Genomic DNA, 21,276 nt, shown 5'->3' with positions numbered 1-21,276 from the left:
CCACTACGAAGCGCTCAGCCGCGCTCTGGAAGCGGCTCGCACGTTCAGGACCGCGTGAGTCCCGCGTGATCGTTCCGGCGGTCTCACGCCGTCCCGGAGCCGCGCCGGAGACGTCGACGCCGCCGCCGGCCACATTCAACGATGCAATGAACCGACGAAAGCAACTCGCCCCGCCCAGCCGACTCAGGGAAACGAACGTGCCATCCTATCACGAAATCATGAGCACGGATCTGTCCAAACTCGCCACGGCCGCCGAAAAGTGGGAGGAGATGGCGGGCGAGCTGAAGAGGGTCAGCGAACGGTACGAACGCGTCATTCATGGCATCTCGCTCGGCACTTCCTGGCAAGGAGTGAGCGCCCAGACCGCAGAAGAGGGATTCACCATCACGCTCAGGGAGTTCCAAGGATCACAGCGAGAAGCAAAGGCCGTTGCCTCCGTCCTGCGCCAGGCACATGCCCAACTCGCCGATCTGCGGGGCAGAGTCGAAACCGTACGCGCCGAAGCCGTGAAGGACGGCATGCGAGTATCCGACCAGGGGACGGTCTCATTCGACACCGAGCAGCTCACCCGGAGCGAGCACAGCGCATATATCCACGACCCGAGCTACCAGGAGGGCGCCCGCGCGAAGGAAGCCGAGTGGACCTCGCGGCTCGACCACGCGGTCAAAGCGGTGAACGACGCGGACGACGGCGTGCGGCTCACTCTTGAGAGCGCTGTTCTCGACTCCGACTTCTTCGACGGCACCCTCAACGGTTTCAACAGAAATCCCGAAGCAAGCCCCTACCCCTCTCTCCTGGAAGTCGGCAAAGCCGCCAATATGCCCATGGAAAGATCAAAGGTGGCGGATTGGTGGTGGGATCTCGACCCAGTCACTCGCGGGATTCTCTTGCGCGAACGCAGCGACGAACTCAGAGCAGCGGGCATCACGGATCCGTTGTACAAATGGAAGTCCCCCGACCCAGGCTCAGGCCCATTCAACGTGGAGGAACCAACACCAGGGGATGTATGGCTCCATGCCCAAGCACTGTCCATCGCGACAGCAGGAGATTTCATCGGCGAAACAGGGGCATCACGCAACATGCTGCACTACTTGAACGGCACTGGCGATCCACTGAAATTGAACGTGGACAAAATGTTGAACGACGATGCCGAGTTCCGTTCCGGGGTCGAGCAGACACATGTAGCAGAGAACGGGGACGCCTGGCGGAAGCAGGCTCTGTACGAGTTCCACAAGGCCGGCGGTGACCGGCCCGTGGTCATCCCGGTCGAGAGTGCTCCCAAACACCGTACTTTGCAGAGCGACGAGTGGTTCCACGCAGTCGGGTCCCATGCTCAGAACGTCTCCGGATTCGTAACTGTGGCGCCGGGTCCGGACGGTGGTGCCCCCAAGGTCTCCCTGGACTACCAAGTCAACGTGTGGGACCGGTACAACTGGGACGAAAAGAAGTCGACGAGTTTCCCAGGGGGAGTCGTCATCAAAGACTCCGACATGGGGCGCCTCCACACAGTCGGTATCGCCCAGGAATTCGACATGCGAGGCAGCAGCTCGACCTACACTCACGACCTCAGTGACCCCACACAACCGGCCGTCACACCTGAGGACCATGGACGCGAGGGCACACGCGGGGATGTCTCCCGCGGCGACGAGGAGAACCGATGAAGCTCTCTCACCGGGGCCAGGCGCGCCGGAGCACGGCCGCGGTGGCGGCGGTCGCAGCCGGACTGCTGTTCGCCGCCTGCTCACCCGCGCCCGCGAACCGTGCCGCACGCGAGGAGACCTACCCCTACTGGGAGAAGAGAGCGGGCGCGCCCGAGGCAGCGGCGTTCATGAAGATCCGGATCCCTCAGGACGCGACGGAGGTGAGGGGAGCCGTACGGGTCCAGCCACAGGAGAACATCCACCTGCTGTCCTTCATCACCGACGAGAAGACCGCCGAGTCGATCGCCGACGACCTGCGCCCCGACCACCCGCTGCGATCCGAGAACACCTCCACCTCACTGAGCGGGGACGGGTTCGAGCACCTTGGTCTGACGCCGCCGCAGGACATCGAAGGCGTACGGACGACGAGCGCGTGCCCCCCATGTGTCGGCGACACCCGCCGGAGCGAGGTCCAGGGCATCGAGTTGCACATCGGCGGGGACTCGGGCGGTCGCGTCCGGGTCTATCTGACGGCGTACTGAACCGGACTCCGCTCAGGCCACGCACCCTTTGCGCCCGTCACAGCCACGGCCTCCGCGCCGAGTGATCCCCGCGAAGCTCGTCATCCGCGTCTCACGTCACATCGCACCGGCACGGATGCGCCGATCGTCCTGGATCGCGCGCCGTCCGTCCTGGCGGCACACGGCGGACATCCCGCACTCTACGCAGGTAAGGCAAACCTAATTAAGCTACGAGGTGTCGCCGCCTCCCAACCAGTCAGGACCGCCCTCCCATGTCACTGACCGACGCGTCCCCCACCGAGACCGCCGAGGCCACCAGGACCCCCGAGACCGCCGACGCCACCGAGGCCGTCGAGTCCGCACACGCGTGCGTCCACAGCCTGTTTTACTGAGCCGACGAACTCTCCGGCGCACGACGGGACGGAACACGGACGGAGCACGGCGGAACGCGCGCGGAAGACGCGTGGAAGGCGGCTCGTCCTCGCGTCCGGCCCGAACCGTTCCAGCTCGTTCCGAGTCATTCCGAATTCTGAACCAGTCCGCCGACCGGCTCATCCACCCGGCCGGTGGACACCTCCCGGCAGGAGCAACGAAGTGCAGCAGCTCACGTACGACGACATCAAGGCCGCAACCGACCGGACCACCGGACACGTCCGCCCGGTCGCCGTCGCCCCCGTCGACCCGGGAACGGTCCGTACGGCATACCTCGGCGCCTCCGACGGCCGGCCCGAAGCTCCCCTCGGGGACGTCTGGTTCGCGCTGGAGTTCCTGCAGCACACCGGCTCCTTCAAGGCGCGCGGCGCGCAGAACTTCATCCAGGCCCACCGCGAGGCCGGCACCCTGCCGGACGCGGGAGTGACCATCGCCTCGGGCGGCAACGCCGGGCTCGCCTGCGCATGGGCCGCGCGGCAACAGGGCGTGCGGGCAACGGTGTTCCTGCCGACGCTCGCCCCGGCGGTCAAGGTCGCCAGGCTCCGCGAACTCGGCGCGGACGTGAGGATCGTGGGCGCGGAGTACGCCGAAGCGCTGGAGGCGTGCGCGGAGTTCGCCGCCTCGACCGGGGCGCTCGCCTCGCACGCGTACGACCACCCGCTGATCGCCGCCGGGGCCGGGACCCTGATGGAGGAGATCCACGCCCGAATCCCCGGCCTGGACACCGTGGTGGTCTCGGTCGGCGGCGGCGGTCTGCTCGCCGGTGTCGCCACCGCCGCCCGGCACCACGGAATCCGTACGGTCGCCGTCGAACCGGAGAACTGCCGGGCGCTGAACGCCGCCGTCGAGGCCGGTGCCCCGGTCGACGTGCCCGTCGACTCGGTCGCCATCGACTCCCTCGGCGCCCGCCGCGCCACCGCGCTCGCCCTGCACGCCGCCCGCCAGGAGGACGTGCGCTCCGTCCTCGTACCGGACAGCGAGATCGTCCGCGCCCGCCGGGCGCTGTGGGACCAGCACCGCGTCGCCGTCGAGCACGCCGCCTCCGCCGCCCTGGCCGCGCTCACCGCCCCTGCCCCGTACGGCTACCGCCCGAGCGAGGGCGAGAGGATCGCCGTCGTCCTGTGCGGCGCGAACACCGATCCGAGCGATCTGGCGTCCACCGCCGACGATCGCTCCTGACAATTCGGTGACGGGTGGGCCCCGGCCGTGAACCGGCGGTCGGGGCGGTCCCGCACGGCCCGGCCCCGGCTCCCGGCCCCGGAGCCGTCCGCTCAGGATGTCGGCGTCAGCAGGCGGTCGAGGGCGCGGCGGGTGCGTTCGGGGGCCTGCGGGTCCCGTTCCAGCTGGATCGCGTGGTTGAGGCCCATGTAGAGGCCGATCAGCTCGAAGGCGATCTGGCGGGGGTCGGTGTCGGCGGGCAGCTCGCCCGCCCGTACCGCCAGGCGCAGGTCCACCACGAGGCGGCGCCGCCAGATGCGGAACAGCCGCTCCACCACGTCCCGGACCGGCCCGTCGGCGCGGCCGTCGAACTCGACCACCGCGGTGGTGAACAGGCAGCCGCCGGGGAACGCCTCCCGCTCGCGCTCCAGGTAGTCGATCCACCGCTCGCAGACCGCCCGCAGCCGGGTCAGCCCCGGCCCGGTGTCGGCGACCGGCTCCCACACCGACGCCAGGAAGATCACCGACGCCCGTTCCAGAGCGGCGAGTTGAAGCACCTCTTTGGTGCCGAAGTGGCCGAGCAGGCCGGACTTGCTCATCCCGAGGTCGGCGGCGAGGCGCCCGATCGTGAGCCCTTCCAGGCCCTCGACCGAGGCGACCGCGACGCTGCGCTCGATGATCCGGTCCCGCGTCCTGCGGGCCTCGACGGCGGAATTGCGCGGGCTCATGAGTTCCAGGGTATCCGGGGGCACACCGTACGCCGCGTTTTAACTTCCGATCGGTCGTTCGCTATATTCGCGGCATCCTGATGCCCAGCAAGGAGCCGCCATGCCAGGAGCCCGCATCGCCGCACTCGGCCACCACCAGCCGGACCGTGTGATGACCAACGACGACCTCGCCACGATGGTGGAGACCGACGACGCGTGGATCCGGCAGCGCACCGGGATCGCCACCCGCCGCATCGCGGACGAGGAGTCGGTCACCGACCTGGCCGCCGCCGCGGCGCGCAAGGCACTCGCCGCCTCCGGGCTCGCCCCGCAGGAGATCGGCCTGGTCACCGTCGCCACCTGCTCGGCGATCGACCGCTGCCCCAGCATCGCCGCCCAGGTCGCCGGCCGCCTCGGCATCCCGGCCGCCGTCGCCTACGACCTCAACAACGGCTGCGCCGGCTTCTGCACCGCCCTGGCCACCGCCGACCACGCGGTACGCGCCGGAGCCGCCCGGCACGCCCTGGTCGTCGGCGCCGAGAAGATGTCCGACGTGACCGACTGGACCGACCGCAGCACCTGCGTCCTGCTCGGTGACGGCGCCGGGGCGGCGGTGGTGAGCGCGGCCGAGGACGACTCCATCGGTCCGGTCGTCTGGGGCTCGGACCCCACCCGGCGCGACGCGGTCCGGCTCGTCGACGACTGGCATCCGCACTTCGCCCAGGAGGGCCAGACGGTCTTCCGCTGGGCCACCACCGAACTCCCCGCGCTCGCCACGGAAGCCTGCCGCCGGGCCGGGGTGACCCCCGACGGCCTCGGCGCGATCGTCACCCACCAGGCGAACCTGCGCATCATCGACTCCGTCGTACGCCAACTCGCCCTGCCCGAAAGGGTCGTGGTCGCCCGCGACGTCGTCGACTCCGGCAACACCTCCGCCGCCTCCGTCCCCCTCGCCCTGGCCAAGCTCGTCGAACGCGGCGAGGTCTCCCCCGGCGCGCCCGTACTGCTGTTCAGCTTCGGCGGCGGACTGTCGTGGGCGGGGCAGGTGGTCCACTGCCCGTGACCGGCGGGCACTTCGGCCCGGCGGACCTCACGCATGAGGGGTGTGCCCGGTCTCCCGGGCACACCCCTCACGGACAACGCGCGGACTCGCGGACGACGCTCGGACTCACGGACCACCGACCCGCCGACCCACCGACCCGCGAAGTCGCAGGATCGAGAAGTCGCGAAGCCGGGAAGTCCGAAGCCGGGAAGTCGCGGACACGCGGGCGCTCGCCGCTCCGGCGGCCGTGACGTCAGCGGTCGTCGCGGCGCCGGTCGCGGATGTCGTCCTCCGCGTCCTGGAGCCGGTCACGACCCCGCTGCGACGTCTGCTGAGAGCGGTCGGACGTGCCCTGCATCCGGTCCCTGCCCTGGCCCGTCCGGCCGCGGCCCTGGCCGCGTTCCTCGTTGCGGCCCTCGTCCGACTTCTTCTTGGCCTGGTCGGCGAGCTGCTGCGCCTTGTCCTTGAACTGGTCTGCGATGCCCATGCTGTTCACTCCTCGTGGGTGCGTGGGGGCGGTCCGTGAGGACCTCGACCACAGTCGCACGCGCCGACACCCACCGCATGTCGATCAGTCACGCTCAGTCACGCCGTGCGTGTACCGCCCGCGCGTCCTGATCCGCGGCTCCCCCGGCGCCCACGAGCCCGCTCCGCACACCCGCCAGGCGCGGCCCGAACCGGCGCATCTCGCGCTGTCCCACGACCCCGATCAGCGTCGGCAGGCAGCCGCGTACGGACTGCATCCCCCGCAGCCACCGCTGCGCGTACACATGCGCGGAACGCCGTTCGACACCGGACACGATCCGGTCGACGGCCGGACCCAGCGGATACGTGCGGTTCGCGGGCCAGGGCAGTCGCTGCCTCAACTCCCGCATCACATCGTCCTCGTCGGCGCCCCGCACCATGTCCGTGTCGGTCCAGGACAGATAGCCGACCCCGACCCGCACCCCGCGGTGGCCGACCTCCGCGCGCAGACTGTGCGCGAACGCCTCCACGCCCGACTTGGACGCGCAGTACGCGGTCATCATCGGCGCGGGCGTCATCGCGGCGAGCGAGGCTATCTGGAGGAAGTACCCGCGGCTCTCCATGAGCACCGGCAGGAACGCCCGCCCGGTGACGGCGCCGCCGATCAGATTGACCTCGATGACCCGGCGCCACGCCTCCGGGTCCGAGTCGACGAACAGACCGCCCGTCGCCACCCCGGCGTTGGCGACGACGACGTCGACCTTCCCGAACCGCTCCTTGACCTCCTGGGCGACGCGGGCCATCGCCTCGTGGTCGGTGACGTCCGCGAACCAGTGGGCGCTGTCGCCGTGCAGCCGCTCGGAGACCTTCTTCAGCTCGTCCGGTTCCAGGCCGACCAGCGCGAGCTTCGCGCCGCGCGCCGAGAGTTTGCGCGCCAGCAGTTCGCCGACGCCGCGCGCCGCGCCCGTGACGACGACGACCTGCCCTTCGAGACTCCGTGCACCGCTCATGCCACATCCTCCTTCTCGGCCGTGCCGTCGTCCGCCGCCGCGGTACGAGTCCCGCCGCGCGCGGCATCCGTGCCGCCCGCGGGGACGTACGTGGTGACCAGCTCCCGGATCTTCGCGGTGACCGCCTCCGGAGCCTCCACCGGTGTCATGTGCCCCATCCCCGTCAGCACGGTCAGTCCCAGGGAGCCGGGCAGCGACGCCACGAGGGCGTGGGCGTGCGCGGGCGGCGTCAGCCGGTCCTCCGTACCCACGATCACCGCCGTCGGCACCTTCAACTCCCGTACGCAGGCGTCGAGGTCGAGGTCCGCGAGGACATGCCCCCAGGCCCGCCTCGCCGTTCGGGGGCAGGCGTGCACGATACGGGCGCAGGTCTCGACCCGATCCGGAGCCGAACCCGGTCCCATCGTCCCGTACTTCAGCATCCGCCGTGACAACGGTGTGACCGGCCCGAGCGGTGCGGGCGAACGCAGGATCGCCCTGTGTATTCGGTCACGCACGCCCCCGGCCGGCAGCGGAACGACCCGCGACTCGGCGGCCAGCCGCGAACTGCCGGTGCTGCACAGCAGTACGGCGGCCGCATGGGCGCGCAGACCGGGTCGCCGCGCGGCGGCCATCACCGTCATGCCGCCCATGGAGTGCCCGGCGATCACCGCCTTCTCGCCCGGTTCCAGGGCGGCGGCCAGCACCGCTTCGAGGTCGTCGGCGAGCGCGTCCGTGCTGTACCCCTCGCGGCCCACCTCGGGCGAACGGCCGTGCCCGCGCTGGTCGTAGGCGATGACGCGGTGATCCACCGCGAGGTCCCTGATCTGCGCGTCCCAGAAGCGGGTGCTGCACGTCCAGCCGTGCGACAGGACCACGGCGGGCGCGCCGTCCGGACCGTGCACCTCGACGTGGACACGGGCGCCGTCGGCGGAAAGCGCGGTCAGCGTGCGTATCGGAACGGGGGCGACGCCGTCGCCCCGCAGCAGCCGGCTCATCGCGCGGCCTTCTTCCCGGCGGACCCCGCCATGGCGGACGCCGCGGAACCTCCAAAAGCCCCGGAGGCGGCGGCCACCCCCGGCGCACCGGCGGCGACCGCCCCGACGGCGGCACCCGCTCCGACGGAGCGTTCCCGGGCCCGTACGACCTCGTACTCCCCCAGGTCCACCGCCCGCGTCACCTTCCGGAACTCGGTGGTGGTGCCCGGCCAGACGGTGGTGTTGCGCCCGTTGGCGTCCAGGTACCAGCTGTCGCAGCCGCCGGTGTTCCACACGGTGCGTTTCATCCGCTGCTGGACGCGACGGTTCCAGACGTCCACCGCGGAGCGGCGCGCGTCGAGGGCGACCCGGCCGCCGAGCATGTTCAACTGGCGCAGGTAGTCGGCCATGTAGTTCAGCTGGGACTCGATCATCAGGATCATCGAGGAGTTCCCGAGACCCGTGTTGGGGCCGATGATCGTCATCCAGTTCGGGAACCCGTCCGTGGTCGCGCCGCGCAGCGCCCGCATGCCGCCCTTCCACGCCTCGGCGAGCGTGGTGCCCTCCGCGCCCACGACCCGCTCGGCGATCGGCATGTCGGTGACGTGGAAGCCGGTGCCGAAGATGATGGCATCGACCTCGGCCTCCGTCCCGTCGGCCCCGACGACCGTGGAGCCGCGCACCTCGGCCAGACCGGAGGTCACGACATCGACATTGGGCCGGGCCAGAGCCGGGTAGTAGGTGCTGGACAACAGGATCCGCTTGCAGCCGATGCGGTAGGAGGGGGTCAACTTGGCCCGCAGCACGGGGTCCTTGATGGCGCGTGCCATGTTGGACCGGGCGATCTTCTCGACCAGACCCAGCTCGTTCGGGTGCTTGGTGAAGGCACTCACCTGCAACTCCCGGATCCCCCATAGCAGTCCGCGACGCGCGGTGCCGCTGATCGGGAGCGTGCGGTGAAGCCAGCGCTCGGCACCGCTGATCCGGCGGTCCATGCGCGGCATGACCCAGGGCGGGGTGCGCTGGAACAGCGTCATCCGGCCGACCTTGGGCTGGATCGCGGGCACGATCTGGATGGCGGAGGCGCCGGTGCCGACCATCGCGACGCGCTTGCCGGTCAGGTCGTAGTCGTGGTCCCAGCGCGCCGAGTGGAAGATCCGCCCGGGGAACCCTTCGAGGCCGGGGACGTCCGGCGTCTTCGGGTCCGAGAGCGGGCCGGTCGCGGAGATGACGACGTCGGCCGTGAAGGTCGCCCCGTTGGCCGTCTCTATCCGCCAGTACAGCTCCTCGCGGTCCCACCGCATGAGCGTCACTTCGTGGTTGAGCCGTATGTGCGAACGCAGCCCGAAGGTGTCCGCCACGTGTTCCAGGTAGGCGCGGATGTGCTCCTGCCCGGAGAAGGTGCGCGGCCACTCGGGGTTGGGCGCGAACGAGAACGAGTAGAGGTGCGACGGCACGTCACAGGCGCAGCCGGGATAGCTGTTGTCGCGCCAGGTGCCGCCCACGGAGTCGGCCCGTTCGAGGACGACGAAGTCCGTGATGCCTTCGCGGCGCAGCCGGACCGCGGCCCCGAGGCCGCCGAATCCGGATCCGATCACCGCCACTCTTACGTGCTCGTGCTGGGTCATGCTGCCGCCTCCCGCGATACGTCACACGACTCTGCCAGCAATCACTGGCACGATGGGAGCCTAGAACAGCTCCGTACCGATGGGTAGGGGTACGGCAAAGGGAAGTTACCGTCGGTACGACGTAGGGTGCGGATGTGGTTGAAGGACGCGATCATCGTGAGTACCGGATGGAGGAGCTGGCCAAGGAGGCCGGCATCCCCGTGCGGACCGTGCGCTTCTACCGGGAGCGCGGTCTGATCTCGCCGCCCCGCCGGGAGGGGCGCATCGCCTGGTACGACGACCACCACCTGGCCAGACTGCGCACCATCGCGGGCCTGCTGGAGCGCGGCCACACCCTCACGGGAATCGCCGATCTCGCCCGCACGTTCGAGAGCGGACGGGATGTCGCCGAGGTGCTGGGACTGGGCGAACCGACCGAGGAGACCCCGGTCCGCATGACGCCCGAACAGCTCGCGGACCACTTCGAGGGCGAGACCACCCCGGAGAACCTGGCCACCGCGCTGGAGCTGGGCTACCTGGCCACCGACGGCGACGAGATCGTCCACATCAGCCGCCGCCTGCTGGAGGCATCGGCCGAACTGGTGCGCGAGGGCGTCCCGCTCGCCACGGTCCTCGCGGCCGGCCGCCGCGTGCGCGAACACATGGACGCCCTGGCGGACCTCTTCGTGAACGTGCTCGAAGCGCGCGCCGACGCCCCCGAACCGCCCCAGCTCCGCCCGCTGGCCCGCGCGGTGATGGACGCCGAGCTGTCCATGGCCCTGGACCGCCGACTGCGCCGCGAGCCCCCCGACCGGCCACCGGCGGACCGGGAGCCCGCGCCGTCCTGACGCGCCGCCGCCCCGGCACGCGGACCGGAACACCGCGAACGGGCGGGAACGGGGGTGCGGCCGGGCGCGGCGATCACGGCACGCCCGGAGACGGCCGACCGGGAACGGAGGGGCGGAACGGACAAGCGGGAAAGGGTGCACGGAAACGGACGACGCAAAACAGGAGTCCACGGTTCCGCCCCTTTGGTCCCGACTCCTGGCGGCGACTCCGGCCCGCGGTTCCGGTCCGCGGTTCCGCCCCGGGGCGCCGGGCCCATGGGCCATGACGCCTGACGCCCGACGCCCGACGCCCGACGCCTCAGCGGTATCCGGCCAAGCCGTCCGCCAGTTCCCCCTCGTCGCCATCACGCACGCCACAGAGAGCCTGCTGCAGGGCGAACGTGCCCCGGATCGCGGCGATACGGGTGGCCATGCGGATGGCGCACCCGAATTCCGGCCCGCCGCACAGCGCGAGCACCCGCCCCAGCAGCTCGCCGCCGTGGCTCGCCCCGATGGCCGCGAGGTCCTCGGCCGGATCGCCGATCACGACGTCGTCCCAGTCGAGCACTCCGGCAAGGCGCGGCAGACCGCCCTCCCACTCCCACAGGACGTTCTCGGCGCCGAGGTCACCGTGCACCAGCGCCAGGGCCTCCGCCGCACCGTGCCCCGGCAGGCCGTCGAGCGACGCGAGTTCCCCTTCGGCCCGCAGCCGTCCGGCATCGGACATGAGCCCGAACAGCTCCCCGCGCACGCTCTCCGCGAACCGCGGCCACCGGCCCTCCGGCTCCCGGGGCACAGCCGCGCGTACGGCCTCGTCGGCACCGGCCCGTGCCAGACCCCTCAGCAGCGCGGCGTACTGTTCCGCCACCGCGCGCACCACCCGGGGGTCATCGAGCGCGTCGGCCGTCAGCGGCTCCCCGGGAATGCGACTGAGCACCAGAAACGGTGTCGTCCCGCCGCCGGGCGCCCCTCCGTCGCGGACCTCGCCCCGGCCCAACGGCTCCGGCGTACGGAAGCCGAGGTCGAGCCCGGCGAGCACGCGCAGAACGGTCTCCCGTTCGGGCAACCGGGCGGCCGCCGCCCGCGTACGCGGCAGACACACCACCCGGCCCGATCCGATGACGACATCGTGGAACTGCCCCCGCCGCAGGGCGAGTTCACCGGGCTCGTCGTCGGGCAGCAGTCGGCTCAGCAGAGCGCCGTGCCCCGACAGCACGCGCCGCGTCGACGGAGCGGCGCCCTCCCGGCCGGCCCCCGCGCCGGATCCACTCACACCAGATCCGTCAACGCCGGATCCACTCACACCAGGTCCGTCCTCACACCAGGTCCGCTCACGCCAGGTCGTAGGTCACCGTCACCGGGGCGTGGTCGCTCCACCGCTCCGGGTGCGTCTCGGCCCGCTCGACCCAGCCCTTGACCGCGCGGGCGGCCAGACCCGGCGTCGCCACCTGGTAGTCGATGCGCCAGCCGGCGTCGTTGTCGAAGGCCCGCCCGCGGTAGGACCACCACGAGTACGGCCCCTCCTGGTCCGGGTGCAGGGCCCGTACGACGTCGACGTACTCGGCCTCGTCGAAGACCCGGGTCAGCCACTCCCGCTCCTCGGGCAGGAAGCCGGAGTTCTTCTTGTTGGCCCGCCAGTTCTTCAGGTCGGCCTCACGGTGGGCGATGTTCCAGTCGCCGCAGACCACGACCTCGCGCCCGTCGGCGGCGGCCCGGTCCTTGAGGTCCTTCAGGTACGGCAGGAACGCGGCCATGAACCGTTCCTTCTCCTCCTGCCGCTCCGTACCGACCTCACCGGAGGGCAGATACAGGCTGGCGACCGTCACACCGGGGAGATCGACCTCGACGTAGCGGCCACTGGTGTCGAACTCCTCGCTCCCGGCGGGGCCGAAACCGCCGAACCCGATCTGCACCCGCTCCGGCGCACGCCGGGTGTAGAGCGAGACACCCGCCCGCCCCTTGGCGGCCGCGGGGGCGTGCACGGTGTGCCAGCCCTCGGGGTCACGCACCTCGTCCGGCAGCTGCTGCGGCTCGGCACGTACCTCCTGGAGGCAGATCACATCGGCCTCGGTCCCGGCCAGCCACTCGACGAATCCCTTCTTGGCGGCGGCACGGAGCCCGTTTACATTTGCGGTGGTCACTGTGTACAAAACATGCTCCTACTTACCGCGCTTGGATAGAGCTGCTCATCCCAAGGACCAGGCAGCAGGCGAAGCGGCCATTGACGGTGGTCACAGTGAGCATTACGGCACGATACCGACATCCACCCGAAGACATAGTCGCATACCTGTACTATACTTCGCATGATTATCCACCCTCGGCCCTTCGATCACGCCGACGCCGTCAAGCTCAACGACCAGGTCCAGCGTGAATACGCCGAGCGGTACGGCGACGGTGAGGGCGATGTCACACCCCTCGACCCGTCGATGTTCGAGCCCCCGCACGGTCTGTATCTGCTCGCCTACGACGAGCGCGGCCGTCCCGTCGCCACCGGCGGCTGGCGTTCACAGGAGCGGAACGACGAGGGCTACGCGGACGGCGACGCCGAGCTGAAGCGGATGTTCGTGATTCCCGAGGGCCGCGGCCAGGGCCTCGCCCGCCGCATGCTGGCCGCCCTGGAGGCCGACGCACGGGCCGCCGGCCGGATCCGCATGGTGCTGGAGACCGGGGACAAGCAGCCCGAGGCCATAGCGCTGTACGCGTCCAGCGGCTACACCCCGTGCGAGAAGTTCGGCTACTACCGCATGCACGACAGCAGCCTCTGCATGGCCAAGCCGCTGCGGTAGGGGCGGTGGGGCCGTCCGTGCCCACCCCGCGCGTCGGCGACGCGTCGACCGGAGCGCGGGTGTTGTCGCAACACAAGAGCACAGAACGCAACAACGTCGACCATCACCTCTGGCGCACCCACGTGCCCGCACGCTTCACTCATGTCCCATGAAGAGACGGACCACGAAGAAGAGACAGGCCACGAAGAGACGGATCACGTCCCTGCTCACGGGGCTGGTCATGGCCGCGGGTACGGCGCTCGGCGCGAACCCGGCGTCGGCGGCCGAGCCGGTACCCACGGAGTTCGGCACCGACTGGCACGACCCGCTGACCGCGGCGCCGCCCGTCGACAAGCCCGCCACCCGCTCCTGCGAAGTGACCCTCGTGGACACCGAGTTCCGCGACTTCACGCCGTACACCGGGAGTTACACCCCGCCCAAGGGCTGCGGCGACCGCTGGAGCAAGGTGGTGCTGCGCCTCGACGGCAAGGTGAAGGGCCGCCAGTACGACCGCCTCGGCCGCCTGGAGGTCGGCGGCGTCGAGGTGCTGCGCACCTCCACGCCCGAACCCTCGCCCGAGGGCATCGAGTGGTCCGTGGAGAAGGACGTCACCCACTACAGCGACACCTTCCGCCGCGGCCGGTCCGTCGAGATGCTCATCGGCAACGTCGTCGACGACACGTACACCGGCGTCATCGACGTCGAGGTCACGCTGACCTTCTACGCCGCGCAGGGCCGTACGAAGCCCGCCGACGCACCCGACACGGTGCTTCCGCTGAAGAACGCCCGGCTCACCACCCCGCGCAACTCCGAGAAGATCGTCGCCGAGGTGTACGCCACCGGATCCGGCGGCGGCTGCGAGGAGTTCTGGTACCTGACCGTGCCGGACGACGAACCGTACTCGTGCAAGGCCGACAAGGGCCCCTACCGCGAGGTGCAGGTCAAGGTCGACGGACAACTCGCCGGAATCGCCTCGCCGTTCCCGAACGTGTGGACCGGAGGCTGGTCCAATCCCTTCCTCTGGTACGTCGTTCCGGCACCGCGCGCCTTCGACGTGAAGCCCCTGGAGTACGACCTGACGCCGTTCGCGGGCATCCTCAACGACGGGCGTGAACACCGCGTCGAGGTGTCGGTGGCGGGCGTGCCCGAGGGACAGAGCGGCTGGAGCACGCCCGCCAACGTACTCGTCTGGCAGGACGAGAACAGCGGGACGGTCACCGGGGCGCTCACCCGCCACGAGGAGAGCGACCCGTCCAACACGACGACGCACACGCCCGGTCCGCTCCACCGCCAGGACACCGAGGGCGGCCACCGGCTCACCGTCTCCGGCTACCTGAACACCTCCCACGGTCGTGTCGTCACCACCGTCGACCGGACCGTCGCCAACACCTCCACCCACCACTGGACGGAGGACGAGAACACCGACGGCCTCAAGGCCCGCTGGAACGACGACGAGACGGTGACCGTGGACGGCCGCGGCCCGGCCCGCGTCACGCGCACGAACCGCGCCTACACCGTGGACGGCGAGATCACGGTCGACTCCGCCGACCGGCTGCGCACCGTCATCACGCTCGGCGACCACGCGAGGACCTCGACCACCCGGGCCGGCAAGCGCGTCTCCTGGTCCCGGCTCGACGACACCTACACCGGCGACGCCGCCTGGACGCTGAACGTCCCGCGCGACCAGCGCCACGCCGTGGGCACGTCCGGCGAGCGCTACCGGCTCATCGGCTCCGAGGGCTGCTACGACCGCACGATCCGGACCGAGCAGGGAACGCTGACGCAGGACCGCCGGGTCTGCTGACCCGGGCCCTGCCCTCGGACCGCCGTCGTTGGACCGCTGGCCGCGCCGCGAGGCGTCCGGTACGTGCGATCGCGCCGGGCGCCACGCGGCAGGCGGCCGTTCGGAGTGGTGGTGCCGCCGATGCGACGAGGCCGGCCAGGAGGGCCTCCAGGAGGACCGAGCGGGAGACTTGGCGGCGCGATGCCCGGATCGCCCGCAGCGGCGCGATCTCGCGGGTGCGCCGGCGGTGTCGATGGTCAGATCACCGACCGCCAGCACCTCGCCCCTGGACGCCGGCTCCTCGCCCGTGGCCTGCCCCGGCCCCGGGACGGGCGCGTAAGTGGCACGCCGCAGCCCCGCCCGACGCGGACGAGGAGCGGGCGGCCCGCGGCCTTCATGACTCATGTCCCGTCCGTCGTACGGCGGTCGGGCTCCGGAACTCCGGCCGCAGCGGGAAGCGCGGTCACCTTCGCCGCCGACCGCAGGAATGCGCTCCCCGAAAACCGGAAAGCCGAAGGGGCAGGAAAGCCGGAAAAGCAGAGATCCCGCCCGATCTTGCGATCGGACGGGATTCTCGTCACCGCTCTTGATCTGACTCAAGAACAGTTGTGCGGTGGACCTGAGGGGATTTGAACCCCTGACCCCCTCGATGCGAACGAGGTGCGCTACCAGACTGCGCCACAGGCCCTTGCAACGAGTGAAACTCTAGCATCCCCGCGCGGGTGCTCGGAAATCCGGTCCTCGCTGGTCAGCCGAGGCGGCCTCGCGGCGAGGACCGCGGGGCTCACTCGTTGGCGGCACGGGGACGGTCGCCGTCCTCGTACTGGTCGAACAGCGGGGTCCGGCCGCGGTCGCGGGTGCGCCGGGGCACGCCGGCGCGACGGCGGGGCGCCGGGTCGGCGGGGGGCGCCTCGGGATGCGAGGTGCCCGTCCGGGTGGGTTCGGCGGCGCTGGAGCGGGCCGCGCTCCAGGTCTCCGGGTCGCCCACCTCGACGCCGCCCGTGGCGCGCGGGGCGACCGGGGCGGTGACGTACGTGGGCAGCGGGACCGGGACGGGTTCCCAGCTGTCGCCCTGGGCCGGGCCGCGCTGGCGCTGCTGGTCGACCCACTCCGCGTGGTCCGTCTGCTCGACGAGGGCGCGGCGGTCCGCCTCCTGCGGGGAGAGCGCGTGGGCGGGCTCGGGCTCGGGGCGGCGTGCCTCGGGCTCCTCGTCGGGCTCGGCGGGGGCGGCCTCGGCCGGCTGCTGCCTGCGGGGACGGTTCTCGCGCAGCTGTCGCGCCGCCGCCTCGGCCCGGCGCCGGTCCATGGTGAAGGCGAACCGACGCCGCTCCTGGGCGCGCAGATGCACGATGTACGTGCTCAGCAGCACCGCCGGAACCGCGGGCGCCCAGAGGAAGGCGAGGCCGCCGACCGCCGCGACGATCGCGCCCAGGGTGAAGGCGAGGAACAGGACGACGGTGGTGCGCCGACGGCGCGCGAGGACCTGGAGGCGCTGGGCCCGCCGGGCGCGCTCGGCATCCGTACGGCCGGAGCGCGGGCGTGCGCGCCGCGCCGGTTCGGGACGCTGCCGGTCCGTACGCTCCGGCGCACGCGCCGGGTCGTGCAACCCGGCTCCGGTATGCGCCTCGGGCGCGGCGAAGGCCCGGACGTCCACGGAGTCCATTCGGTCCGTGGCGACATCCGGGTCGGCGTCGGGGTCGGCCTCCTCGCCGGTGCGCTCCCGCAGGTCCTTGGCGTACCGGCGCTCCATGGCCGCCCGGCCGGACAGCAGCCGGATGGCCGTGCTGAAGCGTTCCGTCGGACGAGCCTCGTTGAGTTCGTCCTGCCTGCGGAGCCACATCGGCACCAAGTAGGCGGCCCAGGCCCCGACGATGACTGCGTAGATGAGGCCGCTGCTGCTCACGTCTCACACCGTAGAGGGGTTTGCACGGACTCATCGGCCAATTGGGCCGGTGTGTCGCGCAATCCCGCTGATATCAAGTGCTTTTTTTGTGATTGTTCCGATCGAACATGGAGTTTGGGCGTCCATTTGCGACCCATGCCGATCGTTATCGAACACCTATTTTATTTTTCGGGGGCCCCGGATCCCCCGGACGTCTCGGGTCCGCCCTGCCGTCCGGATCCCTCGGGCCCGCCCGGTTCCTCGGTCCCCCCGGCCGGTTCCTCGGAGGTCCCGGCCGTCCCGGACGCGCTCGGGGTTCCCGATTCCCCGGACCTCGTACGGTGCCAGCGCCTGAGCAGGCCGTCGGGGATCTCCTCGGCGGTGAGCGCGTAGATCAGGTGGTCCCGCCAGGCGCCGTCGATGTGGAGGTAGCGGGGGCGCAGCCCTTCCTCCCGGAATCCCAGTTTCTCGACGACCCTTCTGCTGGGCCGGTTCTCCGGACGGATGCACACCTCGACGCGGTGCAGGCCGACCCGGCCGAAGCAGTGGTCGACGGCGAGGGCGACCGCGGTCGGCATCACGCCGCGGCCGGCCACCTCCCGGTCGACCCAGTAGCCGATGTGGCCCGAGCACATCGAGCCCCAGGTGATCCCGGCGACCGTGAGCTGACCGACCAGCCGCCCCCGGTACTCGATGGCGAAGGGCAGCATCCGGCCCGCGTTGGCCTCGGCGCGCAGGTGGCGCACCATCTGACGGTACGTGGGGCGCTGGGCCACCGGCGCGCCCGGGGCGGGCGGCGGCACGGTCGCCTCCCAGGGCCGCAGCCAGTCGCGGTTGCGCTGGTTGACCTCGCGCCACATGCGCTGGTCACGCATCCTCACCGGGCGCAGGGTGATCTCGCCGTCGGTGAGGACCACCGGCCAGGTCGGAACGTTCAGTTGGGGCTCCCGGGTCGGGGGTGATCGCCGCCGCGCAACTGGTCGACGGCGTGCACCAGGAGGCGTCCGAGGACGGCGAGGCCGTCGCGCACCCCGCCGGTGGAGCCGGGCAGGTTCACGATCAGCGTGCCGCCCGCGACACCGGCCAGCCCCCGGGAGAGCGCGGCGGTGGGCACCTTGTCGCGGCCCTCGGCACGGATCGCCTCGGCGATGCCGGGGATCTCGTGGTCGAGGACGCGGCGGGTGGCTTCGGGCGTGCGGTCGGTGGGCGAGATGCCCGTACCGCCGGTGGTGACGATCACGTCGTATCCGGCGGACACGCCGTCGCGGAGCGCCCGTTCCACCGGGTCGCCGTCGGGCACGACCCGCGGGCCGTCGGCGGCGAAGCCGAGCCGGGTGAGCGCCTCGACGATGAGCGGGCCCCCCTTGTCGGCGTAGACACCGGCGGAAGCGCGGTTGGAGGCGGTGACGACGAGGGCGGTGTACGGAGCGGTCGGCGCGTCGGCGGGCGAGGACCCGGACCGCGCCGTCGCGGGCGATTCGCCCTTGTCGGATGCCCCGCCCCTCGGGTCCGGCCGCCCGGGCGCCTCGGTCCTCCCGTCCGGTCCGCCGGGTGCGCTGCCGGGGGGCGTCGGGTCCCCGTCGGCCTCGGGGCCGGTCGCGGCAGCGGTCATGCGTCCGCTCCGCCCGCATCGCCGGGCCGGGGGCCGTCACAGGTGTCGGTGCGGCGGTAGTCGCCCGACGCGCCGCCCGACTTCTCCTCGACCCGTACGTCCGTCACGACCGCCGCCTTGTCGACGGCCTTGACCATGTCGATCACCGTGAGCGCGGCGACGGAGACCGCGGTCAGGGCCTCCATCTCGACGCCCGTGCGGTCGGTCGTCCGCACGGTGGCGGTGATCTCCACCGCGTCGTCGGCGACCGCCAGGTCCACCTCGACGCCGGAGAGGGCCAGCGGGTGGCAGAGCGGGATCAGGTCCGGGGTGCGCTTGGCGGCCATGATCCCCGCGATCCGGGCGGTGGCCAGGGCGTCGCCCTTGGGGAGGCCCTCGCCGCGAAGCAGTTCGACGACGCGTGGCGAGACGAGGACCCGGCCGCCGGCGCGGGCCACCCGCGCGGTGACGTCCTTCCCGGAGACGTCGACCATGCGGGCCGCACCCGTGTCGTCGATGTGCGTCAGCCTGTTCTGCGTACTCAACTCACTCCGCCTCGCGGTAGCGCGCCGGTTGCCCGCTCGGCCCGCACCGGGGTGCGGGCCCGGGGCCCGGGATCGTCCCCGGGAAGGCACAGCGGCAGATACCGTACCGCCACCGCCCGGGGATCAGCGGAGCAGGACCACCTCGGTGTCGGTCCCGGGCTCGGCGGACGTGACGTCCTCGGGCAGCACGATCAGCGCGTCCGCCCGGGCGAGGGCCGCGACCAGATGCGATCCGGCGCCGCCGACGGGGCTGACCGTCCCGGCCTCCGCATCGTACGTACCGCGCAGGAACTGGCGGCGCCCGGCCGGCGAGGAGAGCGCCTCGTCGGCCTTCAACGTGGCCCGGACCGTGGGCCGGCGCAGGTCCGCGAGGCCCATCAGGGCGCGGATCGCGGGCCGTACGAAAAGCTCGAAGGAGACGTACGCCGAGACGGGGTTGCCCGGCAGCGCCAGCAGCGGCGTGTGGTCGGGGCCGATCGAGCCGAAGCCCTGCGGCTTGCCGGGCTGCATGGCGATCCTGCGGAAGTCGACGCCGCCGGGCCCGTCCGCGTCGCCCACCGACGACAGGGCCTCCTTGACGACGTCGTACGCGCCGACGCTGACGCCTCCCGTCGTGACGACGATGTCCGCGCGGATCAACTGGTCCTCGATCGTGGCACGGAGCGTGTCGGGGTCGTCCGTGACGGCGCCGACCCGATAGGCGATCGCCCCCGCGTCCCGGGCGGCGGCCGTCAGGGCGAAGCTGTTGGAGTCGTAGATCCGACCGGCGGTCAGTTCCTCGCCGGGCTGGGCGAGTTCGGCGCCGGTCGAGATGACGACGACGCGCGGCCGGGGCCGCACCTTCACCGTCGAGCGGCCGATCGCGGCGAGCAGCCCGATCTGCGGCGGGCCGATCACCGAACCGGCGGGCAGGGCAAGTTCGCCGGGCTTCGCGTCGCTGCCGCGGTCCCTGACATGGGCGCGGGCCTCGACGGAGCGGTGCACGCGGACCTCGCCGTATGCGCCCTCCGGGGCGTCGCCGTGGGCGCGCATGGCGTCGGCGGGGCCGCCGCCCGTACCTCCGTCGGTCCACTCGACCGGAACCACCGCCTCGGCACCGGCCGGCAGCGGGGCGCCGGTCATGACGCGGGCGGCCTCGCCGGGGCCGACGCTCCGGCCGCCGGGCAGCCCGCCGCTGCCCGCGGCGACGTCACCGATGACGGTGAGCACCGCGGGGAACTCCTCGTCGGCGCCCTCGACATCGGCGACGCGGACCGCGTACCCGTCCATCGAGCTGTTGTCGAAGGGGGGCAGGGCGATCTCCACGAAGACGTCCTCGACGAGGACGCATCCCTGCGCGTCGTGCAGTTGCAGCTCGATGGGTTCGAGCGGGCGCACCGCGCCGAGAATGTCGTCCAGGTGCTCGTCCACCGACCACATCGTGCTGCTCAAGGTGCTACATCTCCTCGGTGACGTAACTGCGGAGCCATGCCCTGAAGTCCGGGCCCAGGTCCTCACGTTCGCACGCGAGCCTGACAATGGCACGGAGGTAGTCGCTACGGTCGCCGGTGTCATAGCGGCGGCCCTTGAAGACGACGCCGTGCACCGGGCCGCCGGCCTTCTCGTCCTCGGCGAGGAGCTGAAGGGCGTCGGTCAGCTGGATCTCGCCGCCGCGGCCCGGCTCGGTCCGGCGCAGTATCCCGAAGACGGCGGGATCGAGGACGTAGCGGCCGATGATGGCGAGGTTGCTGGGCGCCTCCCCCGGCTCCGGCTTCTCGACCAGGCCCGTGACGCGCACCACGTCGCCGTCGGGGCCGGGTTCCACGGCCGCGCAGCCGTACATGTGGATCTGTTCCGGCGCGACCTCCATCAGCGCGACGACGCTGCCGCCCTCGCGCTCCTGGACCTCGACCATGCGGGACAGCAGCGGGTCGCGCGGGTCGATCAGGTCGTCGCCGAGGAGGACCGCGAACGGCTGGTCCCCGACGTGCGGCGCCGCGCACAGCACCGCGTGGCCGAGACCGCGCGGGTCGCCCTGCCGCACGTAGTGCATGGTCGCCAGGTCGCTCGACTCCTGGACCTTCCGGAGCCGGTCAGCATCCCCCTTGCGGGTGAGGGCGGACTCCAGTTCGTAGTTGCGGTCGAAGTGGTCCTCCAGCGGACGCTTGTTCCGGCCGGTGATCATCAGGACGTCGGAGAGCCCGGCGGCCACCGCTTCCTCGACGACGTACTGGATCGCGGGCTTGTCGACGACAGGCAGCATCTCCTTGGGAGTGGCCTTGGTGGCCGGCAGAAAGCGGGTACCGAGTCCTGCGGCCGGGATGACGGCCTTGCTGATCCTGCGGTGCGACATAGTCATGCGCAGA

The 21,276-nt window shown here is 71.5% G+C and carries 20 protein-coding genes and 1 tRNA gene; 7 read left to right on the top strand and 14 right to left on the bottom strand.

The genetic code is table 11. From position 1 onward, the window contains the following. Positions 1-218: 218 nt before the first annotated feature. The 3 genes from AB0E67_RS17195 (at position 219) to AB0E67_RS17185 (ending at position 3,772) form a co-directional block, all read left to right on the top strand. Positions 219-1,661 carry a hypothetical protein gene (locus AB0E67_RS17195; RefSeq protein ID WP_362027030.1) on the top strand — a complete coding sequence of 481 codons (1,443 nt, stop codon included), beginning with the start codon at positions 219-221 and terminating at the stop codon, positions 1,659-1,661. Continuing rightward, positions 1,658-2,182, top strand: coding sequence for a hypothetical protein (locus AB0E67_RS17190; protein ID WP_362027027.1), 525 nt, complete (start codon positions 1,658-1,660; stop codon positions 2,180-2,182). The genes AB0E67_RS17195 and AB0E67_RS17190 overlap by 4 nt, the downstream gene beginning before the upstream one ends. 573 nt (positions 2,183-2,755) lie before the next feature. Then, positions 2,756-3,772 carry a serine/threonine dehydratase gene (locus tag AB0E67_RS17185; protein ID WP_362027024.1) on the top strand — a complete coding sequence of 339 codons (1,017 nt, stop codon included), beginning with the start codon at positions 2,756-2,758 and terminating at the stop codon, positions 3,770-3,772. 92 nt (positions 3,773-3,864) lie between these two features. Here AB0E67_RS17185 and AB0E67_RS17180 read toward each other — a convergent pair whose 3' ends face one another. Next, positions 3,865-4,479 (bottom strand): TetR/AcrR family transcriptional regulator, encoded by a 615-nt coding sequence (locus AB0E67_RS17180; RefSeq protein WP_362027021.1) that lies wholly within the window; start codon positions 4,477-4,479, stop codon positions 3,865-3,867. Positions 4,480-4,579: 100 nt separating this feature from the next. On the opposite strand from AB0E67_RS17180, the gene AB0E67_RS17175 reads away from it, so the two are divergent. Then, a complete protein-coding gene (locus AB0E67_RS17175) occupies positions 4,580-5,521 on the top strand; it encodes a beta-ketoacyl-ACP synthase III (protein ID WP_362027018.1) in 942 nt (313 codons plus the stop codon). Between the two features lie 232 nt (positions 5,522-5,753). Here AB0E67_RS17175 and AB0E67_RS17170 read toward each other — a convergent pair whose 3' ends face one another. The 4 genes from AB0E67_RS17170 to AB0E67_RS17155 all read right to left on the bottom strand — a co-directional run bounded on the left by AB0E67_RS17170 (position 5,754) and on the right by AB0E67_RS17155 (position 9,559). Continuing rightward, on the bottom strand, positions 5,754-5,987 hold the full coding sequence (locus AB0E67_RS17170; protein ID WP_362027015.1) for a hypothetical protein: 234 nt from the start codon (positions 5,985-5,987) through the stop codon (positions 5,754-5,756). 94 nt (positions 5,988-6,081) lie between these two features. After that, the gene (locus AB0E67_RS17165) at positions 6,082-6,975 is read right to left on the bottom strand and encodes an SDR family oxidoreductase (protein ID WP_362027013.1); all 894 of its coding nucleotides are present in this window, start codon (positions 6,973-6,975) and stop codon (positions 6,082-6,084) included. Next, positions 6,972-7,952, bottom strand: coding sequence for an alpha/beta fold hydrolase (locus tag AB0E67_RS17160; RefSeq protein ID WP_362027010.1), 981 nt, complete (start codon positions 7,950-7,952; stop codon positions 6,972-6,974). Before AB0E67_RS17160 ends, AB0E67_RS17165 begins: the two co-directional genes overlap by 4 nt. Further along, positions 7,949-9,559: an NAD(P)/FAD-dependent oxidoreductase gene (locus AB0E67_RS17155; RefSeq protein WP_362027007.1), complete on the bottom strand. Its 1,611-nt coding sequence runs from the start codon at positions 9,557-9,559 to the stop codon at positions 7,949-7,951. The genes AB0E67_RS17160 and AB0E67_RS17155 overlap by 4 nt, the downstream gene beginning before the upstream one ends. A gap of 167 nt (positions 9,560-9,726) precedes the next feature. Between AB0E67_RS17155 and AB0E67_RS17150 the strand changes: the two genes are divergently transcribed. Further along, complete coding sequence (locus tag AB0E67_RS17150; protein WP_362027095.1) at positions 9,727-10,386, top strand: MerR family transcriptional regulator; 660 nt, start codon at positions 9,727-9,729, stop codon at positions 10,384-10,386. A 298-nt stretch (positions 10,387-10,684) separates the two neighbouring features. Here the strand turns inward: AB0E67_RS17150 and AB0E67_RS17145 are convergent, their stop codons facing one another. Further along, positions 10,685-11,638, bottom strand: coding sequence for an aminoglycoside phosphotransferase family protein (locus tag AB0E67_RS17145; protein WP_362027004.1), 954 nt, complete (start codon positions 11,636-11,638; stop codon positions 10,685-10,687). A 58-nt stretch (positions 11,639-11,696) separates the two neighbouring features. Beyond that, entirely contained in the window at positions 11,697-12,515 is an 819-nt protein-coding gene (locus AB0E67_RS17140) for an exodeoxyribonuclease III (RefSeq protein ID WP_362027002.1), read from the bottom strand. A gap of 153 nt (positions 12,516-12,668) precedes the next feature. On the opposite strand from AB0E67_RS17140, the gene AB0E67_RS17135 reads away from it, so the two are divergent. Then, positions 12,669-13,151: a GNAT family N-acetyltransferase gene (locus AB0E67_RS17135; RefSeq protein ID WP_362026999.1), complete on the top strand. Its 483-nt coding sequence runs from the start codon at positions 12,669-12,671 to the stop codon at positions 13,149-13,151. A gap of 148 nt (positions 13,152-13,299) precedes the next feature. Continuing rightward, positions 13,300-14,934, top strand: a complete 1,635-nt coding sequence (locus tag AB0E67_RS17130) for a peptide-N4-asparagine amidase (protein ID WP_362026998.1) — start codon at positions 13,300-13,302, stop codon at positions 14,932-14,934. 593 nt (positions 14,935-15,527) lie between these two features. Here AB0E67_RS17130 and AB0E67_RS17125 read toward each other — a convergent pair. From AB0E67_RS17125 to galU, 7 genes are all read right to left on the bottom strand, one after another. Beyond that, positions 15,528-15,601: transfer RNA gene (locus tag AB0E67_RS17125), tRNA-Ala, on the bottom strand. Positions 15,602-15,697: 96 nt separating this feature from the next. Further along, positions 15,698-16,816 carry a gephyrin-like molybdotransferase receptor GlpR gene (glpR, locus tag AB0E67_RS17120; RefSeq protein WP_362026995.1) on the bottom strand — a complete coding sequence of 373 codons (1,119 nt, stop codon included), beginning with the start codon at positions 16,814-16,816 and terminating at the stop codon, positions 15,698-15,700. Between the two features lie 161 nt (positions 16,817-16,977). Next, positions 16,978-17,712: a GNAT family protein gene (locus AB0E67_RS17115; protein WP_362026992.1), complete on the bottom strand. Its 735-nt coding sequence runs from the start codon at positions 17,710-17,712 to the stop codon at positions 16,978-16,980. Between the two features lie 17 nt (positions 17,713-17,729). Further along, positions 17,730-18,407: a MogA/MoaB family molybdenum cofactor biosynthesis protein gene (locus AB0E67_RS17110; RefSeq protein ID WP_362026990.1), complete on the bottom strand. Its 678-nt coding sequence runs from the start codon at positions 18,405-18,407 to the stop codon at positions 17,730-17,732. Beyond that, on the bottom strand, positions 18,404-18,931 hold the full coding sequence (gene moaC, locus AB0E67_RS17105; protein ID WP_362026987.1) for a cyclic pyranopterin monophosphate synthase MoaC: 528 nt from the start codon (positions 18,929-18,931) through the stop codon (positions 18,404-18,406). Before moaC ends, AB0E67_RS17110 begins: the two co-directional genes overlap by 4 nt. Before the next feature lie 123 nt (positions 18,932-19,054). Next, positions 19,055-20,362 carry a gephyrin-like molybdotransferase Glp gene (gene glp / locus AB0E67_RS17100; protein WP_362026984.1) on the bottom strand — a complete coding sequence of 436 codons (1,308 nt, stop codon included), beginning with the start codon at positions 20,360-20,362 and terminating at the stop codon, positions 19,055-19,057. A gap of 4 nt (positions 20,363-20,366) precedes the next feature. Continuing rightward, positions 20,367-21,269, bottom strand: coding sequence for a UTP--glucose-1-phosphate uridylyltransferase GalU (gene galU, locus AB0E67_RS17095; RefSeq protein WP_362026981.1), 903 nt, complete (start codon positions 21,267-21,269; stop codon positions 20,367-20,369). Positions 21,270-21,276 lie beyond the last annotated feature (7 nt).

Source organism: Streptomyces sp. NPDC032161, assembly GCF_040636995.1.
GTDB lineage: Bacteria > Actinomycetota > Actinomycetes > Streptomycetales > Streptomycetaceae > Streptomyces.
The sequence above is the reverse complement of the archived record's forward strand: the minus strand, read 5'-3'. Positions and strand labels throughout refer to the sequence as shown.